This is a genomic window from Mesorhizobium sp. M0663 (genome assembly GCF_040320585.1).
Taxonomy (GTDB): domain Bacteria; phylum Pseudomonadota; class Alphaproteobacteria; order Rhizobiales; family Rhizobiaceae; genus Mesorhizobium.
Genome location: NZ_JAMYPX010000007.1, coordinates 76,591 through 97,309 on the forward strand (window position 1 = coordinate 76,591; position 20,719 = coordinate 97,309).

Sequence of the window (20,719 nt, forward strand, 5' to 3'; positions counted from 1 at the left end):
CAAGATTGGTATTGCAGGTAGGCGCAAGCCCACGATTTGTCAACACAAACGGGCGGCATTGGCGCGATTGTGAAGTCGTAACCTTAATCGCGATGCTTAATTTGCGCAGTGGACGCTGCGCCGGCTCAATACCTGAACTGTTCGGCGAGAATGCGCTCGTTCCACGAATGGTTGGGATCGAACAGCAGCGTCGCCGTTGCCGTCGGCGATTCCCTCACCGTGACCGTCGTCACCGCCTTGACCTCGGTGTGGTCGGCGGCGGCATTCACCGGCCGCTTTTCCGGCTCCAGAATGTCGAAACGCACGATCGCCTTGTTGGAGAGCAGCGCGCCGCGCCAGCGGGGCGGACGAAACGGGCTGACCGGGGTCAGCGCCAGCAGCGGAGCGTCGAGCGGCAGGATCGGCCCGTGCGCCGACAGATTATATGCGGTCGAGCCGGCCGGCGTCGCAATCATCACGCCGTCGCAGTGCAATTCCTCCAGCCGCTCTTGCCCATCCACGGTGATGCGGATCTTGGCCGTCTGGTACGACTGGCGCCAAAGCGCGACCTCGTTGATCGCGAGCGCCGAAATCGTCTCGCCTTCGGCCGTCACCGCCTGCATCTCCAGCGGACGGATCGTTTCGGCAACGGCCGCCGCGATGCGCCCGGTCAAGCCGCTGGCGCGGTATTCGTTCATCAGGAAACCGATGGTGCCACGGTTCATGCCGTAGACCTTCTTTCCCGTGCTCATCGTCTCACGCAGGGTCTGCAGCAGAAAGCCGTCGCCGCCGAGCGCCACGACGATCCCGGCTTCTTCGACGGATGCCTGGCCGTAACGTGCAGAGAGGCTTTCCAGCGCTGCATTGGCGTCGGCTGTACCGGATGAGACGAAGGCGAAACGGCTGGCGGTTTTGCTCATGGCTCTCAACGACAACCGATTGGCGACGACCGTCTGGCGACCGATTGGCGGCGACCGGTTGCTGGGCCGCGCCAGCGCCGGGTTAGCATGGGTGGGCATTTCTGCAAAGGGAGGGAGGTGCCTGGAGATGGCGACCAAACAAGCCGCACTCGCGCATCATGTCGGAGGACAAAATGATGTGATGGTTAAGACTCGCCTTAAACTCTCGTAAAGCCATATCGATCATGTTAGCCGGCAGCGGACGGGCGGCGTGGGGGCTAACCAGTCGAGGCCGATCTATTGCCGCTGGCACGCTTGATTATTGTCTTCCTGATGCTGGCAAGTTTTGCCCTGGCTTTCGCGGAACTGGTGCGCCAGTCGGAGGAAAAGAGCTTTAGACCCGAGCCCACGGCCTCACGCTGCGGCGACGCGGCGGGGACACCCTGTCCGCAAAGGGCGCTTTGACGCCACAGCGCCAGTGCTTATCGGGCTTGCAACAGATGGCAGCCGGCCTGGCGCTTTTGCGCGAGATACTCGTCGACAAGCTGGCGATAGCGGACTTTGCCGAAGCTCGGGAAATGGCCGCCGTGCACGACCGAGACATCGAGATCGCGCATGCGCAGCAGCGTTTCGACATAATCGTCGATATCGGAGTGATAGACGTCGTCGATCAGCGGGCCGTCATAGACGATGTCGCCGGAAAACAGGATGCCTGTCCTGTTTTCGTAGAGCGCAATGCCGCCGGGTGAATGACCGGGCGTGTGGATGACCTCGAAGGCACGGTCGCCGAGATCGACGACATCGCCTTGTTCGAGCAACCGGCCGGCTGGTGCGGGCAGGATCTGGTAGCGCTTCGTGTCCCAGCCTTGCGGCATGCCGTCGAACATCTCGTCAGTTGCATAGCGGTCGGCAACCGTCCATTCGTTGCGTGGATCGGCGAGGATTTCGGCCTCGGCCGGGTGCACGCAGCGGTCGGGAAATTCGTGATGGCAGCCGATATGATCGAAATGCGTGTGGCTGGCCACGCAGGTGAGCTTGCGCTCCGTGACCAGCGGCACGTGGCGGCGCAGGCTGAAATGGCCGAGGCCGGTGTCGAACAGAAGATCGCGGTTGCGGCCGCGCACATGCCAGATGTTGCAGCGGAAGAACGGCTTGATCCACGGCTCGTGGATCAGCGTCACGCCATCGCCCATGCGGATAGTTTCGTACCAGTCAGGAGCGTCGATGATTGGAAGCGTGCTCATGTTTGGTCCGCAAGCAGGATGATGTCGCCAGCATCGCACGATACCGCGACAACGTCGCCCGGCTGGACGGCCGATGCGGCCGCGACCTTGGCGATGAAGTGCAGCGCCGGGTCGGTCGTGGAGGTCCCCAGCACGCGCTTGAAGCTGCCCTGGAAGACGACGTCGCTGACCTTGGCCGTACCGAGCGCCACAGCACCGCCGGCAGCGCCGAGAACAAGATGCTCCGGGCGGATGGCCAGCGCAACGGTCGAGCCGGCCGGCAATGTGCCGGGCGGCGAGAGCGACCCAAGCTTCGTGGTGACGGTGACTTTGCCGCTCTTCGCCTCGGTCACCGTTCCCGATAACAGCGTGCTTTCGCCCATGAAAGTCGCGGAAAAGCGCGTCGCTGGCCGTGCATAGACGCGCTCGGGCGGTCCTTCGTCCTCGATGCGCCCGTCATTCATCACCACGCAATGATCGGCCAGCGCCATCGCCTCTTCCTGATCGTGAGTGACGTGGATGAAGGCGGTGCCGACGCGTTTTTGGATCGCCTTCAATTCATCCTGCATCTGCCGGCGCAATTTCAGGTCGAGCGCGCCGAGCGGCTCGTCGAGCAGGAGCACCGCCGGCTCGACCACCAGGGCGCGCGCCAGCGCCACGCGCTGCCGCTGACCGCCCGAAAGCTGATGCGGCTTCTTGTCGAAGGCGGTGGCGAGGCCAACCAGCGCCAGCGCCTCGCGTGCCCTTGCTGCCCGGGTTGCGCCATCGACACCCCGCATGCGCAGCCCGAAGCCGACATTGCTGCCGACGCTCATATGCGGGAACAGCGCATAATCCTGGAACACGGTCGTCGTCGGCCGCTTCGCCGGCGGCACGGCGGTGCAGTCCTCGCCGCGGATCAGCACCTTGCCTTCGCTCGGCGTGACGAAGCCGCCGAGGATGGACAAAAGCGTCGTCTTGCCGGAGCCGGACGGGCCGAGCAGGATCGTGTAGCTGCCAGGCTCGATCGTCAGCGAGACGTTCTTCAGCACCGTGTGCTGGCCGAAGCGATGCGAGACAGAGCTTATATCGACCAGTGGCGCGGTCATGCCGGCTTCCTCCGCAACAGCATCAGCTCGAACAATACCACCAGTACGATGGAGACGGCGAAGACCAGCGAGCCGACGGCGTTGGTCTTGGGATTGAGGCCGGAGCGGAGCAGGTTCCAGATCTCGACCGGTAGCGTCGTGTCGAAGCGCGTCAACAGGAACGAGATGACGAACTCGTCCCAGGAGAAGGTCATCGACAGGAAGAAACCGGCGAAGATGGCCGGCGCCATGATGGGCACGGTGATCAGCAGCAGCACCTTCCATTCGGGCGCGCCGAGGTCGCGCGCGGCGCGCTCGATATTGATCTGGTGGTCGCCCATCTGGCTGTAGACGATGGCAAAGCAGAGCGGCAGGTTGATCACGACATGGCCGATGCCTGCGGCAAGTAGAGACTTCGGTACGCCGGTCCAGTTGAACAGCACCAGCAGCCCCATGCCGATGATGAGATAGCTGACGGTCAAGGGCAAGGTGATCAGCCCGCGCATCAGGCCCGAGCCCGGCAAGGCGAAGCGCGCAAAACCCCAGGCGGAGAGAAAGCCAAGCGTGACGGCGACAGCCGAGGAGACGACCGCCACCAGCAGCGAATTGACCAGAGCCGAAGTCAGCCGCGTGTCGGCGAGCACGGCCTCGTACCAGCGCAGCGACGGCCCGGTGAAGGGCGGGATCGGAAACGACGTCGCCTGCAGCGAAAACAGCACCAGCACCACCACCGGCAGGAAGATGAAGCCATAGATGGCGATGGCATAAAGGCCGGAGACGAGGCGGATGAGCGCGCGCATGGTCAGGCCCGCTCGATCTTCAGCCAGCGGGAGCAGGCGAGGTAGGCGACGGTGACCACCGCCATCAGGATGATCGACAGCGCCGAGGCGAGCGGAAAGTCGCCGCGCCGGCCGATCTGCATCATGACGAGCTGCGGCATCAAAAGCTCGTTGTTGCCGCCGAGGATCTGCGGCGTGATGTAGTCGCCGATGCACAGCACAAAGGTGAGGAAGGCGCCGACCATGATGCCGGGGAGCGTCAGCGGCAGAACGACATGCAGGAATGTGCGCATCGGCCCGGCGCCGAGATCGGCGGCGGCCTTGCGGTAGCTGGGGCTGAGCTGCTTCAGATTGGCGAAGATCGTCAGCGTCAACAGCATGACGAAGAAATGCACGAAGCCGGTGACGGTGGCCAGCCGAGTATTGGCGAGCTGCAGCGGTTCGCTGGACAGGCCGGAGCCTGTCAGTGCGCGGTTGACGACGCCGTTTTGCGCCAGCACCAGCAGCCACGAATAGGAGCGCACGACATAGGAGGTCCAGAACGGCAGCACGGCCAGCATCAGCGCCAGCCGCTGCCAGCGCTCCGGCACCTGTTCGGCCAGGATCCAGGCAAAAGGATAGGCGAGCAGCACGGAGATCACGGTGACGATCGCCGTGACCTGCAGCGAGTTCACCATCGCCTGCCAGTAGGACGGATTGGCAAAGAATTGGCTGTAGTTGGACAGCGTGAAGCCGCCGCCGTCATGCGCCGTCAGGCTCGATACCGCCATGGCGACGAAGGGCAGCACGAAGAACAGCAGCGTCCAGCCGAGCGCCGGCGTGACCAGCGCCCAGGGCAGGGGGCTCTTTGCCGCAACGCTCACGACCGGCAGCCGGTCATTGCGCCTGCAGCATTTCGGTCCAGACGTCCTGCATCTTCTTGTCGAGATCCGCGTTCGGCGCCGGATAGGATTGCGCGCGGGCGAGGAATTCCGGCTGCTCGTCGAAGCGCAGGATCTTCTTCTGCTCATCGCTCAGCGCCGCCTTGGTGTTGGCCGGCATGCCCCAATAACAGGACGAGGTGGCGAGCCGCGCCTGGCCTTCGGGGCTCATAATGTACTGGATGAATTTAAGCGCCAGCTCCTTGTTCTTGGAATCCTTGAACATTGCCAGCGACTGCGACCACAGCACGGCGCCTTCTTTCGGGATAGAGAAATCGAGGGCAGGGTTTTCCTTGGCCAGTCCCGCCGTCACCCATTCGCCGCCGCCGACCAGAATGTCGACCTCGCCGGTCGCCAGCGCCGTCTGGCTGGCGGTCACCTCGCCGACCAGCTTGGCGTTGGCCTTCATTTTGAGCAGCTCTTCCTTGATGGCGGGAAGGTCGGCTTCGGTCAGCTCGGCAGTCTTCTTGCCGATCGCCAGTGCGGCCATGCCGATGACAGGCAGGTAATAATCGTAGATGGCGATCTTGCCCTTGTATTTGTCGCCGGTCAGCGCCGCCATCGACTGCATGTCGGCCGGGTCGACCTTTGTCTTGTTGTAGCCGATCGTGTTGTAGCCGAACTTTTCGGTGATGCCGTAACGCTTGCCGTCGACGACGGTGGAGCTATCCATCTTCACCTGCGGAAACAGGTCGGCCAGCGGCAGCTTGTCTTCCGGTAGCGGCTCGAACAGGCCTTTTTCGACACCGCGCCGTACGTCGATGCTGTCGATCACCATCACGTCCCAGTCGCCGGGCTGCGATTGTTCGACGATCGCCAGGCCGGCCCCGGTGCCTTCGAACTCCTTGACATTGACCTTGACGCCGTTCGCCTCCTCGAACGGCTGCAGCAGCGCCGGATCGGCGTGATCGCACCAGATCAGTGCGTTGAGATCCTGCGCCTGAGCGAGGCTGCCCGCCGCCAGCAGCAGTGCTGCCGCCGCACAGGCGCCTTGGAGATGGCTCTTCAGAACGGAAAGCGGATTCCTGGTAATTGGATTGGGGGTCTTTTGATTGATGGACATCGAGTGTTCTCCCATGCCTTTTTGGCTTGTAGGAAAAAATTGAACCAATTCTAAAATTGAGTCAATTCTGTTTTTGTGGCAAACAGCCGATATGAGCGGATTGCGGGCAAGGCAGAAGGCGGATCGGCACCGCCGCATCATCGAGGCGGCGGCGGCGCTTTTCCGCGATGCGGGTTATGAAGGCGCCAAGATCGAGACCATCGCCGCGCAGGCCGAAGTCTCGGTCGGCACGATCTACAATTACTACCAGAACAAGGGCGACATCCTCGGCGCCATCGTCTCGATGGAGGTCAACGAGGTGCTGAATGCCGGGCGCGGCGTCGTCGCCAACCCGCCGGCCAATGTCGGCGACGCTCTCGATACGCTGCTCGGCATCTATATCGAGCACTCGCTGCATTATCTCAGCAAGGAGATGTGGCGGCAGGCGATGGCGATCTCGACGCAACTGCCCGACAGCCCGTTCGGCCAGGCCTATACCGCGCTAGACCGCGCCCTGACCGAGCAAATCCGCGCGCTGATCGTCCGCCTGCAGGCGCTCGGCCTGGTGCGCCGCGACATCGACGGGCCGGCGCTCGGCGAACTCATCTTCAACAACATGAACATGATGTTCATCGAATTCGTGAAGCGCGAGGAGGCGAGGATTGCCGAACTGCGCACGGCGATACGCAGGCAGAACAGGATATTGGTGGCGGCGATCGGAGTGTAAGAAGATCAAGGGCGAGTAGGGCCTGCAACCCAAATCGCCGCAGCCGGAGCATCGCCTAACGGTTGATCAGCCATAGAATGGCCGAGAGCACGATGCTGACCAGTATCCCCGTGGTGATAGGGACATAAAGCCTGAAGTTCTCACGCTCGATCACGATATCGCCGGGCAGCCTGCCAAGGCCGGTCCGAGCCAACCAAGGCCACAGCAGGCCTATGGCGACTATGCTGAGACCAACGACGATCAGAGTTCGCGACATGGCAGCATCCTGCCGGAAATAGTATCATGCCGGAAATCTAGTGTTGACGGGTCTGCAAGCAGCGCTTCCTCTCGATGTTGCCTCTTGAGTTGAGGTTGAAATCTGTTACAACCTAAAAGGGCATCAAGGGAGGGTTGGATGCAGATTTCCATCTGGCATTGGGCTATAGTGCTGCTGCTGATCGGCGTGCCTGTTTTCTTTGCCGTTCGGTCAGCCGCAAAGCCATTACAGGATCCTTCGGCTCTCGTAGGTTTCGGAGGCTGGCTTATGCTGCTGGCGATCCTTCAGGCTTTCTCCCCGCTACGCACGCTCGTCTCATTGGGCTCATCGAGTGAAGGCTACCGACAGCTCATGACGCTCCCGAATGGCACTTTGGCGGTCTACGGAGAGATTGCCCTCTTGCTGGCGTTTGTGGTGTTCCAGGTGGTTGTGCTCTTTGCGATGCTGCTGCGGAGTTACCGCTTCAAGCAGCTATTCCTGTATCAGTGGTTTGCAATACCAATCGTGTTTATTCTGGACGCGGCATGGATCTCAGCGGTTATGAGCGCTCCTGTGAGCTTGGTGCTTGCAGGGGATGCGCTGGTAATGCCCGCAGTTTCTTTTGTCCTGACCGGCATCTGGGTCGCCTACGTCTACAAGTCGGTCAGGGTGAGAAACACGTTCGACCGGGTCGCCATATCCGGTCATGTCGCGAGTGCTTCATAGAGCTTGCCGCGAGTCCTATGTATGGCTGCCGACAAAAATGCCGGGCGCCCAATATGGACCCGGATCATCCGGCTACTAGGCCTGCTCTAGCGAGGATTTCAGGAGCCGGCGTGACATGCCCGTGCGGCTTGCAGTAGTCCGGGTCGATCGCGCGATAGCCGAGCAGATGGCCGAGTGGCGCCAGGATCGCCAGCGCCACTCGCTGAATCGAAGGTGGCGGGTGCGTGAAGACGATCACGTCGGCAAATTCTCTGGCGATGACTGCTGCCTGAAGCGGCGAAGGTCTACCTTTTCTGTCCACCTTGCCGGCATTGGCCAGGCCGAAGAGCATGCCGATCAGCAGCTCGAAACAGTTCGGGTCGACATTGTCCGCACCTGGCGCCCGGTCGACTTCGACCAGGACATGCGCTTCTTCGGTTTTGCTGCTGTTCCACCAATCATGTGCGACGCCTGCTTCGACCGTGGCGGATTGGCCAGGCCCCAGGGACAAAGTTTTCCCGGCGATGCAAGCGTCGAGACGGCCACGGAGGACGGTAAACCGTTCCGTCAGGTTCGGGTGGAAGTGCTCGCCCACCACTGCGGCTCCCGGCCGGGCTGTCAGATGAGCGATGCCAGGTCCCTGGCCGCGGTCTTCGGTGCCACGCAGGATGACCGCATATTCGCCGGTCACTTTGTTCTCGTAGACATCTCCACAGCGTGACATGGATCGGCTCCGGAGTTTCAGAGCACCACTGCCCGGCAACTCTATCGTCAAAGGCTTGGTCGTTCAACGACGCTCCAACGGGCGATTGCGGAAACACCAGTTGCCGGCTCTTCGTCAACGCGAGCGATCAGCGCTCTACCGAACATGCTTAGGCGGCCGCGCACGCGGAAACGGCACAACCGTCAGTGGCGCCTTGCGGAATTCCGCGATGGCTATTTCTTCAATCAGCGCGTCGAGGGCCTCGTTGACGCGTCGGCTCGTTTCATCCGCGCCGCAGAGGCGGTTTTGTGCGCACTCCAAAAGCTCGCGCGCCGCGGCGAAATCACTTCGCATGACAACACCCTTTGGTTTTTGGCCCGCCGCACCGACATTGTCGGCGCGCTTAATTGAGCGAGTGCTAATATACACAGGAGCAATTTAATCGAATGGTACGAGATGGCCGAGGCCGGGAGAGAGGGCCGAAATGACGGCTCTGCAACCGCGAAGTCACGCCCGGGCTCAGCGTCTCTAGATATGAGATGCTAACTCGTTGTCTGGCGACAGATTTTGCCAGCAATTTCACGGAAGTTTCTGGTGACCCGACGAGGACGGTCCCGACACGTACGCCCCTAATACGATCTTGGGCGGCTTATATATTCTCTGGCGGCGGCAATCTGGCGCCGGTGCTCGCGGAGGAAGGCTGCGCCGAAACAAATGGCGAAGGCCAGTACTGAAAGGCTTGTCGTTGCTCTTGATGTTGGATCGGGATCGGGACTTAGCAGGAAACGGAAACCGAACGCGAAGGCGAAGACGATAAATCCGCCAAATATGCCGTTGATGAAGGGGGCGGTCGTGCGTTTCTGCTCCAACGAAGACTCCTAGGTTTTCCGCTAGGGAACTATGGTTTCCGCTAGGGAATATATGCGTTGAAGCTGATGTGCTACCGATCCTGACGGCCCCGGCCTGTGGATATCGGGGATGAGCAGATATCAAGCGCCCCGGAGGTCTCAAGAAGCCCGTACTGGTGCCCCCGGACGGAATCGAACCGCCGACCTTCGGTTTACAAAACCGCTGCTCTACCAGCTGAGCTACAAGGGCACGGCGCTCCGGTTACCATATCTGCTGCGCCAGTAAAGACAAAACTCCGTTTTCCGCTGCCGCGAACGCGGCGGTTCTGCCGCCAAGGCGTCCTGAAAACGGCCAATTCGCTTCCTATATTGATCGAAGGTGCAATTGCATCAGCGAGGCAGTCGCATGATCAGGTTTGTCATCATTCTCCCGCTCGTCGTCGTGGCCTGGGTTCTCCTGGTGAAGCTCATCAAGGACCTGAAGCACGCCAATATCGACTGGACCGGCGTCACCACCATCATCGGCTTCATCGCGCTCGCCTTCTGGCTTCGCCATATCACCGGCATGGGCTGAGGCCTGCCGGTTGTTCCGGTGAACTGTCGACGGCGCGACCGTTCGTGGTCGCGCATCAGACCGCGCGATTTCTCCCGCCGAGAAAAAATCCAAAAAGACCTTCGAACCTTTTTCCTTGTCGCGACGACTGACGGTCAAGAGGCGGTTGGATCGCCTCCCACAACAAGGAGATCGTCATGTTCAAGCGCACCATCGTTTCCGGCCTCGTCGCCACCACCGTCGCCGCCGCCATGCTGGTCGGCACCGTTCAGCCGTCGGCCGCCCATCACAAGCACAAGCACCTCGGCATCGGCATTGCCGCAGGTGTCGGCGGCTTCCTGCTCGGCAGCGCGCTCGCCCAGCCGCGCACCGTCTATATCGAGGAAGACGGCGGCTCCTGGCACGTCCGGCGCTGCCTCAATCGCTACCAGAGCTACGACCCGTACTCGGACACCTATGTCGGCTACGACGGCTATCGCCATCGCTGCTGGCTTTGAGGGCCACTATGCCAGCTTGGGAGGAGGTGACCGTTTCAGGCAACCGGAAGAAGGGGCACCCCACTGCCCCTTTTTCTGCGCGTCTGAGTGGCAGGGCAGAGGGGTTGTTCCTCCGACCTCTTAGGACCTGGGTTCCTCGCCCGCCGCGAAGCGGGGGAGAGGTGGCCGCCCACGGGTCTTGCCTTCGGCAAGCCCGAGGACAGGCTCCGCGGCCGGAGAGGGGGCCTTCGTAGGGCGCGGTCCCCTCTCCGTCGCGGCTTCGCCGCGCCACCTCTCCCCACTTCCGTGGGGCGAGGAACCCAAGCTGGAATAAAGCCGCGCTCCGTCAGCCTCTCTGTCCTGTCGAACATCGCCCACTTAAGACGAGATCGGATGCCGCTTCAGCATTCGCCAACACTCTTGCCGATGTACAGCGATTTCCCAACAGCCTAATCTGCACCGATACCGAAACAGGGGAGAGGGCGCTTGGGCGAGCAAGATCCGAACGAAGAGCCGATCGAGACAATTTTCCGCAACGGCACAATCACCACCGTCGGCATCCTGCTGGCGTTCTCGCTGGGCTTCATCACGCATTGGGCCGCCAACCCGATACCATGGGAAATCTATCACCTGGCCGCCGTCGCGCCGATTTTGATCGGCATTGCCCTGCAGATACGAGCGCTGCGGTTGCTGCTCGACATAACGTCTCTACAACGGCGCGTTTATGAACGCGCCAATCGTATCTTCATTGCCGGCCTCATCTTCACCGCCTGCGGAGTTGGGCTGGCGATGCTGCTTGATTTCTACGACCTATCGACCAAGAGCGCGGTGCCCGGGGCCTAGCTCTGGCCATCCTGGCAGATGTCGCACCATTCCGCGCCGGTCAGCGCTGCCATGCGCTCGGCTCGCTGCCAAGGCCGGGAGGGGTCGGCAGCCCGCCGATCATCCTCGTCACCTCCGCCGCCGCATCGTGCACCAGCGGGCCGATCTCGGCCAGCCGTTCCGGCGTGACCCGTACTGTCGGCCCGGAGACCGAAACGCCGCCGATCGGCTCGCCGAATTCATTGAAGATGGCGGCGGCAACGCAGCGCATGCCGGGATGCCGCTCCTCGTCGTCTACCGACCAGCCGCGCAGCTTGATCGTCACCAGGTCGCGGGCGAGCGCCGAGATGTCGGACAGCGTATTTTCGGTGAAGCGCTCCAACCCGGCCCGGCGCAGGATGGTGGCGACGCGCTCCGGCTCGAGATGCGCCAGCACCGCCTTGCCGATGCCCGAGGCATGGAAGGAGCTGCGCGTGCCCGGCCGGAAAAAGGCGCGGATCGCCTGGTGCGTCTCGACCTGACTGACGAAGACGACGCAATCGTCCTCGGCGACGCCGAGATTGGCGGTCTCGCCGGTCTTCTCCATCAGTTCCTGCATGACGATACGGGCGCGGTCGACCAGCTTGCGGCGGCGCAGGAACGCCGCGCCCATGCGATAGGTCTCGACGCCGATCGACCACAGCTGGTCGATGCCGTCGAACTCGACCATGCCATGGTTCTCCAGCGTCGTCAGCATGCGGTAGGCGGTGGATGCCGGCAGACCGGAACTGGCAGCGATCTCGCTCAGCGACAGGCCACTGCCATCGGCGACGATTGCCAGGATGCGCAGCGCCCGGTCCAGCGACTGCACCGATGCGGCCTCGGACGGCCCGTTGAAGGCGCGCGGCCGGCCGCGCTGGCGTTTTTCGGTGGTTTCCATCGGGCCATTCTTCGCCCTGTTCGCCCAAACAGGCAATGAAAAAGTTTTCCAGTGATTTACGAAGCGAATTCATGGAAAACAAAAAGGCCAATCAATTCAACCAACAAGAGCTGTTTTCTAGAAATGGAAAAATATTCTGAAAAAATTGAAAAATCATTGGTGCGCTGGCATCATCGGCTATCAACAATTCCGTGGAGGCTGACATGGCCAGGATGCGCGCAGTCGACGCAGCGGTTCTCGTTCTCGAAAAGGAAGGCATCTCCTGTGCCTTCGGCGTGCCGGGTGCTGCGATCAACCCGCTCTATTCGGCACTGAAGGCGAGGGGCAGTATCCGCCACATCCTTGCGCGTCACGTCGAGGCGGCCTCGCATATGGCCGAAGGGTTTACCCGCGCCAGATCGGGCAATATCGGTCTGTGCATCGGCACCTCGGGTCCTGCCGGCACCGACATGATCACCGGCCTCTATTCGGCCGCTGCCGATTCAATTCCCATCCTCTGCATCACCGGGCAGGCGCCGCGCGCGCGTCTCAACAAGGAGGATTTTCAGGCCGTCGACATTGCGGCGATCGCCGCACCCGTCGCCAAATGGGCGGTCACCGTCATGGAACCCTATCTGGTGCCGATGGCGCTGCAGAAAGCGTTCCATCTGATGCGCTCGTCGCGGCCGGGGCCGGTGCTGATCGATTTGCCTGTCGATGTGCAACTGACCGAGATCGAGTTCGACATCGATGCCTACGAGCCGCTGGTGCCGTTCAAGCCGGCAATGTCGCGCGCCCAGGCCGAGAAGGCGTTGACGATGCTGAACGCGGCGGAAAAGCCTGTCATCGTCGCCGGCGGCGGCATCATCAACGCCGATGCGTCCGATCTGCTGATCGAGTTCGCCGAGGTCACCGGCGTGCCTGTCATCCCGACGCTGATGGGCTGGGGCGCGATCCCCGACGACCACCGCCTGATGGCCGGCATGTGCGGGCTGCAGACCTCGCACCGCTATGGCAATGCGACGATGCTCGAAGCCGATTTCGTTTTCGGCATCGGCAACCGCTGGGCCAACCGCCACACCGGTTCGGTCGACGTCTATACCAAGGGCAAGAAATTCATCCACGTCGACATCGAGCCGACGCAGATCGGCCGCGTCTTCGCGCCGGACCTCGGCGTCGTCTCGGACGCCGGTGCGGCGCTTAAGATGCTGCTCGACGTCGCCACCGAGTGGAGGACGGCCGGAAAATTGCGCGACTGGTCGGGCTGGGCCGGCGAATGCCGGCAGCGCAAGAAGACAATGAAGCGCAAGACGCATTTCGACCAGGTGCCGCTGAAGCCGCAGCGCGTCTACGAGGAGATGAACAAGGCGTTCGGCCGCGACACCACCTATGTCACCACGATCGGCCTGTCCCAGATCGCCGGGGCGCAATTCCTGCATGTCTACAAGCCGCGCAACTGGATCAATTGCGGCCAGGCCGGCCCGCTCGGCTGGACATTGCCGGCAGCACTTGGCGTTCGCGCCGCCGATCCGGACCGCACCATCGTGGCGCTGTCCGGCGACTATGATTTCCAGTTCATGATCGAGGAGTTGGCAGCCGGTGCGCAGCACAGATTGCCCTACATCCATGTCGTCGTGAACAATGCCTATCTCGGCCTGATCCGCCAGGCGCAGCGCGGCTTTTCGATGGACTTCGAAGTCAGCTTGGCCTTCGAGAACGTCAACCGACAGGGCGATCCCGAGGCGGGCTACGGCGTCGACCACGTCGCCGTTGCCGAGGCGATGGGCTGCAAGGCGGTCCGGGTGCGCCGGCCGGAGGAATTCGCCGGTGCCTTCGAAGAGGCAAAGCGCCTGATGAACGAGCACCAGGTTCCGGTGGTGCTCGAATTCATCCTCGAGCGCGTCACCAACGTTTCGATGGGTACCGAAATCGACAAGATCACCGAATTCGAGGAGCTAGCCGAACATCACGAAGATGCCCCCACGGCGATCGTCATGCTCGATTAAGCCGCATATGAGGAACTACTGCCATGCCACGGTTTTCAGCCAATCTTTCGATGCTCTTTGGCGAGCATGACTTCCTCGACCGCTTCGATGCCGCCGCCCGCGCCGGCTTCAAGGGCGTCGAGTATATCGGCCCCTATGACCATGCGCCGGATGTCGTCGCGGCCAGGTTGAAGAAGAACGGGCTGACGCAGGTCCTGTTCAACCTGCCTGCCGGCGACTGGGCCAAGGGCGAGCGCGGCATCGCGATCCTGCCCGACCGCATCCCGGAGTTCCGGCAGGGCATTGCCAAGGTCGTCACCTATGCCCATGCGCTCGGCTGCGAGCAGGTCAACTGCCTCGCCGGCATCGCGCCGCAAGGCGTCGATCGCTCCGTGCTGGAAGACGTCTTCGCCGAAAATCTGGCTTTCGCGGCCGAAAAGCTGGAGCAGGCCGGCATCAGGCTGCTGATCGAGCCGATCAACACCCGCGACATTCCGGGCTTCTTCCTGAATTACTCGGACCAGGCTCTGGCCCTGATCGACCGCGTCGGATCGAAGAACCTGTTCCTGCAATACGACATCTATCACATGCAGATCATGGAGGGGGATCTCGCCCGTACCATCGAGGCAAACCTCGACCGCATCGCGCATATCCAGCTTGCGGATAATCCCGGCCGTCATGAGCCGGGGACGGGCGAGATCAATTTTCCCTTCCTGTACAACCACATCGACCGCATCGGCTATTCCGGCTGGGTCGGCGCGGAGTATAAGCCGAAGGCGGGGACGGAAGCCGGGCTTGGCTGGTTTCGGGACGCGGCCGGGCAGGGGAGTGCGGCGGCGTAGACGCTACGTATCGCACGTCGCGTTCCTGCGCGCCCCCCTCTGGCCTGCCCTCTTTGCCAAAACTTGGCATCTCCCCCACAAGGAGGGAGATTGGATGTCACCGCCGCTTTCGCCAATTTTCGAGGTCGGGAACGTTTAAGGGCCGGCGCGGGAACTGCCGATCTCCCCACTCGTGGGGGAGATGGCCGGCAGGCCAGAGGGGGGCGCGCAGGAACGCCCCCTTAACAAGAAACGGAGAAAGACATGGACACCATCGGCTTCATCGGTCTCGGCATCATGGGCGCGCCGATGGCGGGGCATCTGCTAGACGCGGGTTATCAGGTCGTCGCCAGCGACCACCGCTCGAAGCCGCCGGCCGATCTCGTCGCCAGGGGATTAAAGACCGTCACCGGCCATGATGCCGTTGCCCGCGCGGCCGACATCGTCATCACCATGGTTCCGGATACGCCGCAGGTGGCCGATGTGCTGTTCGGCCAAAACGGCGTCGCGTCAGGCCTTACTAAAGGCAGGCTGGTCATCGACATGAGCTCGATCTCGCCGATCGCGACCAAGGAATTCGCTAAAAAGATAAACGATCTCGGCTGCGACTATCTCGACGCGCCGGTGTCGGGCGGCGAGGTCGGCGCCAAGGCGGCTTCGCTGACCATCATGGTCGGCGGTGAGGAAAAAGCCTTCGAACGCGCCAGGCCCATCTTCGAGAAGCTTGGCAAGAACATCACTCTGGTCGGGCCGAACGGCGTCGGCCAGACCACCAAGGTCGCCAACCAGATCGTCGTCGCGCTGACCATCGAGGCCGTCGCCGAAGCGCTGGTTTTTGCATCGAAAGCCGGCGCAGACCCGGCCAAGGTCAGGCAGGCGCTGATGGGCGGGCTCGCAAACTCGCGTATCCTGGAAGTGCATGGCGAGCGCATGATCAAGCGCAGCTTCGCGCCGGGCTTTCGCGTCGAACTCCACCAGAAGGATCTCAATCTGGCGCTGGAAGGCGCGAAGGCGCTTGGGGTAGCACTACCCAACACCTCGATGACGCAGCAATTGTTCAACTCTTGCGCGGCGAACGGTGGAGCAAAGGAAGATCATTCGGCACTGGTCAGGGCACTGGAGCGGATGGCTGGTCACGAGGTTGGGTGAGAGTGAAGTGAATTAGTCTGCAATACCTTCGATGGGCCGACTTCGTTCGACCGCATAGCGTATGAGATCGGCAAAACGTTTCAGAAAATCTTTGGATTCCTCCGACATTCCTTCAGTTCGCACAAGTGCCTCAACTTGCTTGGTCAAGGAAGGTAGGGATTCGATCGGAAGAGTGACGTCCTCATAGAAATCTTCGAATTTCAGTATGAGTTCAAACGCGTTTTGGTTTGCGATTGACACGATTTTTCATGATGCGCAGAGGGACCTACCGATACGCATCGATCGATATGTCCATCTGGATTGAGAACGGCAAAATCCAATGACATGCATTGCGCCCTATTTGCCGCGCGCGAACCACCGCCTCGCCGCATAAAGGCTCACCGCCGCGGCATTCGAGACGTTGAGCGAACGAATGGCGCCGGGCATGTCGAGCCGGGCGAGCGTCGTCACCGTTTCGCGCGTTTTCTGGCGCAGGCCTTTGCCCTCGGCGCCGAGCACCAGAGCGATCTTGTCACCGGCAAAGCTGGTTTCAAGTTCCGCCGGCCCGTCCGAATCCAGCCCTATCGTCTGGAAGCCGGCCTCGTGCAGCTGCCCCAGCGCATCGGCGAGGTTCTTCACCTCGATCTGGTCGATATGCTCAAGCGCGCCGGAGGCCGACTTCGCCAGCACGCCGGATTCCTGCGGGCTGTGGCGCGCCGTGGTGATTAGTGCACCGGCGCCGAAAGCCACGGCCGAGCGCAGGATCGCACCGACATTGTGCGGATCGGTGATCTGGTCGAGCACCAGCACCAGCCTGGTGTCGCCGAGCGCATCGAGGCGTTTCGGTTTCAGCGGCTCGGCCTCGATCACCACGCCCTGGTGCACGGCATCCGAGCCGGTGACCTTGTCGATGTCCCTTGGTTCGACCAGTTCCGCCTTGAAGGGCAAAGCGCCGAGATCGGCGATTGCCAGTCGCTCGGCAGCGTTGCGCGTCACCAGCATCTTTTTGATTTTGCGGCGCGGATTGTCGAGTGCGGCCCGCACCGTGTGCAGCCCGTAGAGCCGCACCAGCCCATCCGCCGGGTTCTCGCCGGGCGGCACCGGCTGGCGTGGCCTGAACGCCGGCGCGCCGCCGCTCTTCTCGTCGCGATGCGCGCGGCGCAGCTTGGCGTAGTGGGTGTCTTTAGGGGTCTTGGATTTGTTATCGTTGCTCATGGCCGGCTTCTATAGCCGTGTCGTCCGGTCATGGATACAGCTGCAGAAGCTGCTTGTCGGGCGAGGCGTGAGATTCAGCGCTTTTTGCCGGGCTGTTGCGGTTGACAGTTTTGGGCGCTGCCGCCATAAGGCGCTTCGCGGAAGGGCTGCTTTGGCGGCCGCGACGCGTCGATGCCTCGTTGCATGGCTCCGGCGGCAGACTGGAGAGGTGCCCGAGTGGTTAAAGGGGACGGACTGTAAATCCGTTGGCTATGCCTACGTTGGTTCAAATCCAACCCTCTCCACCACTGCCGGCCCGGAAGCCCTGAAACGCAGAGCGAGCGTCGGAGCGGATCCGATGCTTGACTGAAAGGCGCGGGTATAGCTCAGTGGTAGAGCAGCAGCCTTCCAAGCTGAATATGCGGGTTCGATTCCCGCTACCCGCTCCAGATTTCCCCCAAGCCGCGGCGCACCTCGCGCACGATGCCGAAGCAGGCACCGCCAAGCGAAGCGCTTTGCCGATAATTCAAAGTATTCGTTGCGCGTCCAGACGGACGCGCATCTTAATCTGTGTTATCGTTGTCCCGAACCGCAGGCGGCGTTGGGCGACAGGCGTCAGCTCGCGAATTTGCTGAATATGGACGCGAGCTGGTTCTGCTGCGGCACCTGCCCGTTCGGCGTCAACTGGTCGACAAGCCCTGGCAAGGCCGCGGACAATTGCTTGAGCAGATCCTGCTGGTTCAGGCCCGTCCTTTGCGCGATCTCCTGAATGATTTGTGGCCCGAGAGCACTGCCCAGATCGCTGGGGTTGATCGGCTGGTTCTGACCGGTACCGACCCACGAATTGGCAACGTTGCCGTGGCCGGCGTCCTTCAGTTTGTCGAGCAGGCCGCCCAGACCGCCGAGCAGTCCGCCATCGGCGGATGCGGTTGTATCAGGCGGGACGGGGGCAGGGCTCTGCGCCGCCTCCGGCTGGGCGGAACTTCCACCGCTCAGCATTTTTCCCACCAAAAGTGCGCCGAGCGCGATCATCAGCGGCTTGGCGACGTTGCCGCCGGGAACGGCATTGTCAAACAGTCCCATTGTGGATCTCCATGTCAAATTGCCCGTCCGTCTCCAACAATGACGCATCATGGCGAATTTCAAGCCGGTTTGAGCTTTCCGTAATCATGATTTTCAAGTTGGCTTGAGCTTTGCTTAATAATGTGGAAGTAATCGGGTGCGGGGAACGGAGAGGAAAAATGTCAATATTAAGCTGGATTATTCTCGGCGTCATCGCCGGCTTCATAGGCAGCAAGATCGTCAATAAAAGCGGGCAAGGCCTTGTGCTCGATATCGTGCTTGGGATCGTCGGCGCCATCGTCGGCGGGCTCATCTTTAGCGCCTTTGGAGCGTCGGGCGTTACCGGGCTCAACATCTATAGCCTGATCGTCGCCGTGGTCGGTGCCGTGGTGGTCCTGTGGGCCTATCACCAGTTCAGCGGCAAGAGGGCTCTGTAGAAGCCGCTCGGCAATTGCGTCGGCATTCACCCGAATGCCGACCGCCTATCTGATCCTTTTGAGGATTTCGCGGATCAGCGTGTTGAGGCCGGCTTCCAGCCCTCTCACCATGATCGGCCATGATTCCTCGAGCAGTCGCTGCCATGCGGCATCGCGCCCGTTCCTCACCGGCAGATTTGGCATCGCGCCCATTGCCGCCGTCACGTCGCGGCGCAGCCGGTCGCCGCAGGCGCTTGCGCCGCTGATCGTCGGATCGAAGGGCAGCCGGGTGAAATCCCATTTTCCGCGTTGCTCGATGCCGAGATTGCTTTCGACCTCGGCGTGCGAGAGCACCGTTTTGGGCGTGACCTTGATGCGGTAATATTTGCAGAGTTCGGCGACAACCGTGGTCATCGCGTCCCACTGCGCCCTGGTCATCGGATAGCGGCCGGCATCGAACGGCCTTTCCTCCGCCCCGGCCATGCAGCAGAGCGAAACCCCGATCGAGCCGCCGTTGCAGTTGAGCGTGTGCGCGGCATATCCCGGTTTTACCCGGCTCGAATTGAGCGCGATCGAAGGCCGGCCCCTGACCAGGCGGCCATTCCCCTCGACCAGTATGTGATACGCATCCCTGTCGGTATCGCCGGCCGAATGCGAGCCGGCCGTCCAATGGCAAATGACGCGCCTCATCGCAACATTGGGCAACCAGTCGGGCGGCAATGCCACAGAAATCCCCGCGACATAAGTTCAGTGACGGAGCACAGTATAGTTTCGTTGGCGGCCGACGCGAAAACGAAACGATAATTTGGTTGAGCGTTTTCTAACGGTCAGCTATTCGCCGGCATCTCCGGCGACCGCGTGTTCTCTGTATTGCGGCAGATCGTCGGTGATCGTGAACCACTTCGCCTTCGAGCCGACGAAGATGTGCTGCGTCGGGCGGATGGTCGGCTCGTCGACCAGGGTTCCCATGGCGACATGCACGAAGGCACCGTCGCGGACCACGGAATAGAGCAACGAGCCGCAGGTCTTGCAATGCGCGTCATGGCCGGTTTCGTCGCCGAAGATCATGAGATTGTCCTCGCCCCTCGCCAGGCTCAGCCTGTCGCGCTCGATGCCGGCGAATGGCTTGAAGGCCGAGCCGGTGGTGCGCCGGCAGTTCGAGCAGTGGCAGTTCGTGGCATAGACGAACGCGTCCGCCACCGCGTACTGAACGGCGCCGCACAGGCACTTTCCGATAAGCCTGCGGTTGCGTGAATTCTGGTTGTCATCCGGGCTTGCCACGCGCTCCTCCTATTGTGCAGGCCGATTTCAGTTTCAAGCGACGACGGTCAACCGGCGCTTGCGCTCGTCGAGCGAGACGATGGTCAACCCGCTGGCCACCACCAGCAGGATGCCGCAGATGGCCAGCGCATTCGGGAGCTGCCGGAATACCACCAGGCCTGAAATCACCGCCCAGACGGTAAAGCAATAGTAGAACGGCGCCACCACGCTGGTCGGCCCGACGCGATAGGCCATGAAGATAAAGAAGTGGCCGAAGATCAGGAACAGTCCGGCGCCGCCCATCAGCAGCAGGTGACGGATTTCAGGCACCACCCACTGCTCGGAAACCAGATGCGCAACGCCGGCGCCGGTGAGCACCACAATCACCGCGGAAATAGCGACGATCATCCCCGGCACGTCGGCGGCGACCTTGCGTCCGGCCAGATCGCGCGCCGCGGACAGGGCGGCATTGCCTAGCGCCAGCAGGGCATAGACCGAAATCCCCTGCATCGTCGGTTGTGCAACCATCACCGCGCCGATAAAACCAAGGCCGATCAGCGCCATGCGCAGCCCGCCGATCCGTTCGCCAAACAGCATCGAGGAGCCGACCAGCATCAGCAAGGGCGTGATCTGCCCGAGCGCGGTCGAATCGGCGATCTGCATGTTGGCGAGCGCCACCACGTAGCAAAGGATAGCACCCAGTTCGAGCAGGTTCCTGCGCAAAACCTTCGCGTCGAGGATCAGCGGAATTTGCTTGCCATAGCCCAACATGAACAGCAGCGGAATGCCCCACAATGTTGCCGCAGCGCCGCGCAGGAACAGCACCTCATAGGGCGGCAGTCCCGCGGTTGCGAGCTTCATCATCGTGTCGTTGACGATGTAGGACCCGGTCGAAACGACCATGAACAGCGGGCCTCGTATGGCAGTCGGGATGAAATGCATCGGCCCACGAAATCAGACCGGCGCCAGGGCGGCAA

Annotated in this window: 25 protein-coding genes and 3 tRNA genes; 11 read left to right on the top strand and 17 right to left on the bottom strand. The window is 61.9% G+C overall.

The features are described from left to right. Positions 1–125: 125 nt before the first annotated feature. The 6 genes from NKI54_RS15560 to NKI54_RS15585 form a co-directional block, all read right to left on the bottom strand. The gene (locus NKI54_RS15560) at positions 126–899 is read right to left on the bottom strand and encodes an NAD kinase (protein WP_352691865.1); all 774 of its coding nucleotides are present in this window, start codon (positions 897–899) and stop codon (positions 126–128) included. A gap of 461 nt (positions 900–1,360) precedes the next feature. Continuing rightward, positions 1,361–2,122 carry an MBL fold metallo-hydrolase gene (locus NKI54_RS15565; RefSeq protein ID WP_352691867.1) on the bottom strand — a complete coding sequence of 254 codons (762 nt, stop codon included), beginning with the start codon at positions 2,120–2,122 and terminating at the stop codon, positions 1,361–1,363. Beyond that, positions 2,119–3,189, bottom strand: coding sequence for an ABC transporter ATP-binding protein (locus tag NKI54_RS15570; protein WP_352691869.1), 1,071 nt, complete (start codon positions 3,187–3,189; stop codon positions 2,119–2,121). Before NKI54_RS15570 ends, NKI54_RS15565 begins: the two co-directional genes overlap by 4 nt. After that, the gene (locus tag NKI54_RS15575; RefSeq protein ID WP_023679912.1) at positions 3,186–3,968 is read right to left on the bottom strand and encodes an ABC transporter permease; all 783 of its coding nucleotides are present in this window, start codon (positions 3,966–3,968) and stop codon (positions 3,186–3,188) included. Before NKI54_RS15575 ends, NKI54_RS15570 begins: the two co-directional genes overlap by 4 nt. A 2-nt stretch (positions 3,969–3,970) precedes the next feature. After that, entirely contained in the window at positions 3,971–4,810 is an 840-nt protein-coding gene (locus NKI54_RS15580) for an ABC transporter permease (RefSeq protein ID WP_352691871.1), read from the bottom strand. Positions 4,811–4,823: 13 nt separating this feature from the next. Continuing rightward, entirely contained in the window at positions 4,824–5,930 is a 1,107-nt protein-coding gene (locus NKI54_RS15585; RefSeq protein WP_352691873.1) for a polyamine ABC transporter substrate-binding protein, read from the bottom strand. A gap of 91 nt (positions 5,931–6,021) precedes the next feature. On the opposite strand from NKI54_RS15585, the gene NKI54_RS15590 reads away from it, so the two are divergent. After that, the gene (locus NKI54_RS15590; RefSeq protein ID WP_023679909.1) at positions 6,022–6,636 is read left to right on the top strand and encodes a TetR/AcrR family transcriptional regulator; all 615 of its coding nucleotides are present in this window, start codon (positions 6,022–6,024) and stop codon (positions 6,634–6,636) included. A 55-nt stretch (positions 6,637–6,691) separates the two neighbouring features. Here the strand turns inward: NKI54_RS15590 and NKI54_RS15595 are convergent, their stop codons facing one another. Then, a complete protein-coding gene (locus tag NKI54_RS15595) occupies positions 6,692–6,892 on the bottom strand; it encodes a DUF2905 domain-containing protein (protein ID WP_023679908.1) in 201 nt (66 codons plus the stop codon). A 138-nt stretch (positions 6,893–7,030) separates the two neighbouring features. Here NKI54_RS15595 and NKI54_RS15600 point away from each other — a divergent pair, with 138 nt between their 5' ends. Further along, positions 7,031–7,597 carry a DUF2569 family protein gene (locus NKI54_RS15600; RefSeq protein WP_352691875.1) on the top strand — a complete coding sequence of 189 codons (567 nt, stop codon included), beginning with the start codon at positions 7,031–7,033 and terminating at the stop codon, positions 7,595–7,597. A 64-nt stretch (positions 7,598–7,661) separates the two neighbouring features. Here NKI54_RS15600 and NKI54_RS15605 read toward each other — a convergent pair whose 3' ends face one another. From NKI54_RS15605 to NKI54_RS15620, 4 genes are all read right to left on the bottom strand, one after another. After that, positions 7,662–8,300, bottom strand: a complete 639-nt coding sequence (locus tag NKI54_RS15605; protein ID WP_352691877.1) for a cupin domain-containing protein — start codon at positions 8,298–8,300, stop codon at positions 7,662–7,664. 135 nt (positions 8,301–8,435) lie between these two features. Then, positions 8,436–8,633, bottom strand: a complete 198-nt coding sequence (locus tag NKI54_RS15610) for a hypothetical protein (RefSeq protein ID WP_084641813.1) — start codon at positions 8,631–8,633, stop codon at positions 8,436–8,438. Positions 8,634–8,908: 275 nt separating this feature from the next. Continuing rightward, the gene (locus tag NKI54_RS15615) at positions 8,909–9,148 is read right to left on the bottom strand and encodes a hypothetical protein (RefSeq protein ID WP_156937488.1); all 240 of its coding nucleotides are present in this window, start codon (positions 9,146–9,148) and stop codon (positions 8,909–8,911) included. Between the two features lie 153 nt (positions 9,149–9,301). After that, positions 9,302–9,377: transfer RNA gene (locus NKI54_RS15620), tRNA-Thr, on the bottom strand. Between the two features lie 156 nt (positions 9,378–9,533). On the opposite strand from NKI54_RS15620, the gene NKI54_RS15625 reads away from it, so the two are divergent. The 3 genes from NKI54_RS15625 (at position 9,534) to NKI54_RS15635 (ending at position 10,999) form a co-directional block, all read left to right on the top strand. Further along, positions 9,534–9,701, top strand: coding sequence for a hypothetical protein (locus tag NKI54_RS15625; protein WP_352451069.1), 168 nt, complete (start codon positions 9,534–9,536; stop codon positions 9,699–9,701). Between the two features lie 176 nt (positions 9,702–9,877). Beyond that, entirely contained in the window at positions 9,878–10,177 is a 300-nt protein-coding gene (locus NKI54_RS15630) for a BA14K family protein (RefSeq protein WP_352636975.1), read from the top strand. 465 nt (positions 10,178–10,642) lie between these two features. Beyond that, a complete protein-coding gene (locus NKI54_RS15635; protein WP_352593845.1) occupies positions 10,643–10,999 on the top strand; it encodes a hypothetical protein in 357 nt (118 codons plus the stop codon). A gap of 40 nt (positions 11,000–11,039) precedes the next feature. Here the strand turns inward: NKI54_RS15635 and bhcR are convergent, their stop codons facing one another. Then, positions 11,040–11,897: an HTH-type transcriptional regulator BhcR gene (gene bhcR / locus NKI54_RS15640; protein WP_352636974.1), complete on the bottom strand. Its 858-nt coding sequence runs from the start codon at positions 11,895–11,897 to the stop codon at positions 11,040–11,042. Positions 11,898–12,100: 203 nt separating this feature from the next. Between bhcR and gcl the strand changes: the two genes are divergently transcribed. From gcl to NKI54_RS15655, 3 genes are all read left to right on the top strand, one after another. After that, the gene (gcl, locus tag NKI54_RS15645; RefSeq protein ID WP_352691880.1) at positions 12,101–13,882 is read left to right on the top strand and encodes a glyoxylate carboligase; all 1,782 of its coding nucleotides are present in this window, start codon (positions 12,101–12,103) and stop codon (positions 13,880–13,882) included. 23 nt (positions 13,883–13,905) lie between these two features. Continuing rightward, a complete protein-coding gene (hyi, locus tag NKI54_RS15650) occupies positions 13,906–14,703 on the top strand; it encodes a hydroxypyruvate isomerase (protein ID WP_352570928.1) in 798 nt (265 codons plus the stop codon). Between the two features lie 243 nt (positions 14,704–14,946). After that, entirely contained in the window at positions 14,947–15,831 is an 885-nt protein-coding gene (locus tag NKI54_RS15655) for a 2-hydroxy-3-oxopropionate reductase (RefSeq protein WP_352623236.1), read from the top strand. Positions 15,832–16,167: 336 nt separating this feature from the next. On the opposite strand, the gene NKI54_RS15660 is transcribed toward NKI54_RS15655, so the two are convergent. Further along, entirely contained in the window at positions 16,168–17,025 is an 858-nt protein-coding gene (locus NKI54_RS15660) for a TrmH family RNA methyltransferase (RefSeq protein ID WP_352570931.1), read from the bottom strand. A gap of 202 nt (positions 17,026–17,227) precedes the next feature. Here NKI54_RS15660 and NKI54_RS15665 point away from each other — a divergent pair. Both NKI54_RS15665 and NKI54_RS15670 read left to right on the top strand, forming a co-directional pair. Next, a tRNA-Tyr gene (locus NKI54_RS15665) sits at positions 17,228–17,312 on the top strand. Positions 17,313–17,379: 67 nt separating this feature from the next. Beyond that, a tRNA-Gly gene (locus NKI54_RS15670) sits at positions 17,380–17,453 on the top strand. A gap of 166 nt (positions 17,454–17,619) precedes the next feature. Here the strand turns inward: NKI54_RS15670 and NKI54_RS15675 are convergent. Beyond that, on the bottom strand, positions 17,620–18,087 hold the full coding sequence (locus tag NKI54_RS15675) for a YidB family protein (RefSeq protein ID WP_023680430.1): 468 nt from the start codon (positions 18,085–18,087) through the stop codon (positions 17,620–17,622). Positions 18,088–18,245: 158 nt separating this feature from the next. Here NKI54_RS15675 and NKI54_RS15680 point away from each other — a divergent pair, with 158 nt between their 5' ends. Then, the gene (locus NKI54_RS15680; RefSeq protein WP_023717513.1) at positions 18,246–18,503 is read left to right on the top strand and encodes a GlsB/YeaQ/YmgE family stress response membrane protein; all 258 of its coding nucleotides are present in this window, start codon (positions 18,246–18,248) and stop codon (positions 18,501–18,503) included. A gap of 45 nt (positions 18,504–18,548) precedes the next feature. On the opposite strand, the gene NKI54_RS15685 is transcribed toward NKI54_RS15680, so the two are convergent. The 3 genes from NKI54_RS15685 to NKI54_RS15695 form a co-directional block, all read right to left on the bottom strand. Then, positions 18,549–19,208: an N-acetylmuramoyl-L-alanine amidase gene (locus tag NKI54_RS15685; protein ID WP_352636972.1), complete on the bottom strand. Its 660-nt coding sequence runs from the start codon at positions 19,206–19,208 to the stop codon at positions 18,549–18,551. 105 nt (positions 19,209–19,313) lie between these two features. After that, positions 19,314–19,763 (bottom strand): GFA family protein, encoded by a 450-nt coding sequence (locus tag NKI54_RS15690; protein WP_023680433.1) that lies wholly within the window; start codon positions 19,761–19,763, stop codon positions 19,314–19,316. A gap of 33 nt (positions 19,764–19,796) precedes the next feature. After that, a complete protein-coding gene (locus NKI54_RS15695) occupies positions 19,797–20,684 on the bottom strand; it encodes a DMT family transporter (RefSeq protein ID WP_023680434.1) in 888 nt (295 codons plus the stop codon). Positions 20,685–20,719 lie beyond the last annotated feature (35 nt).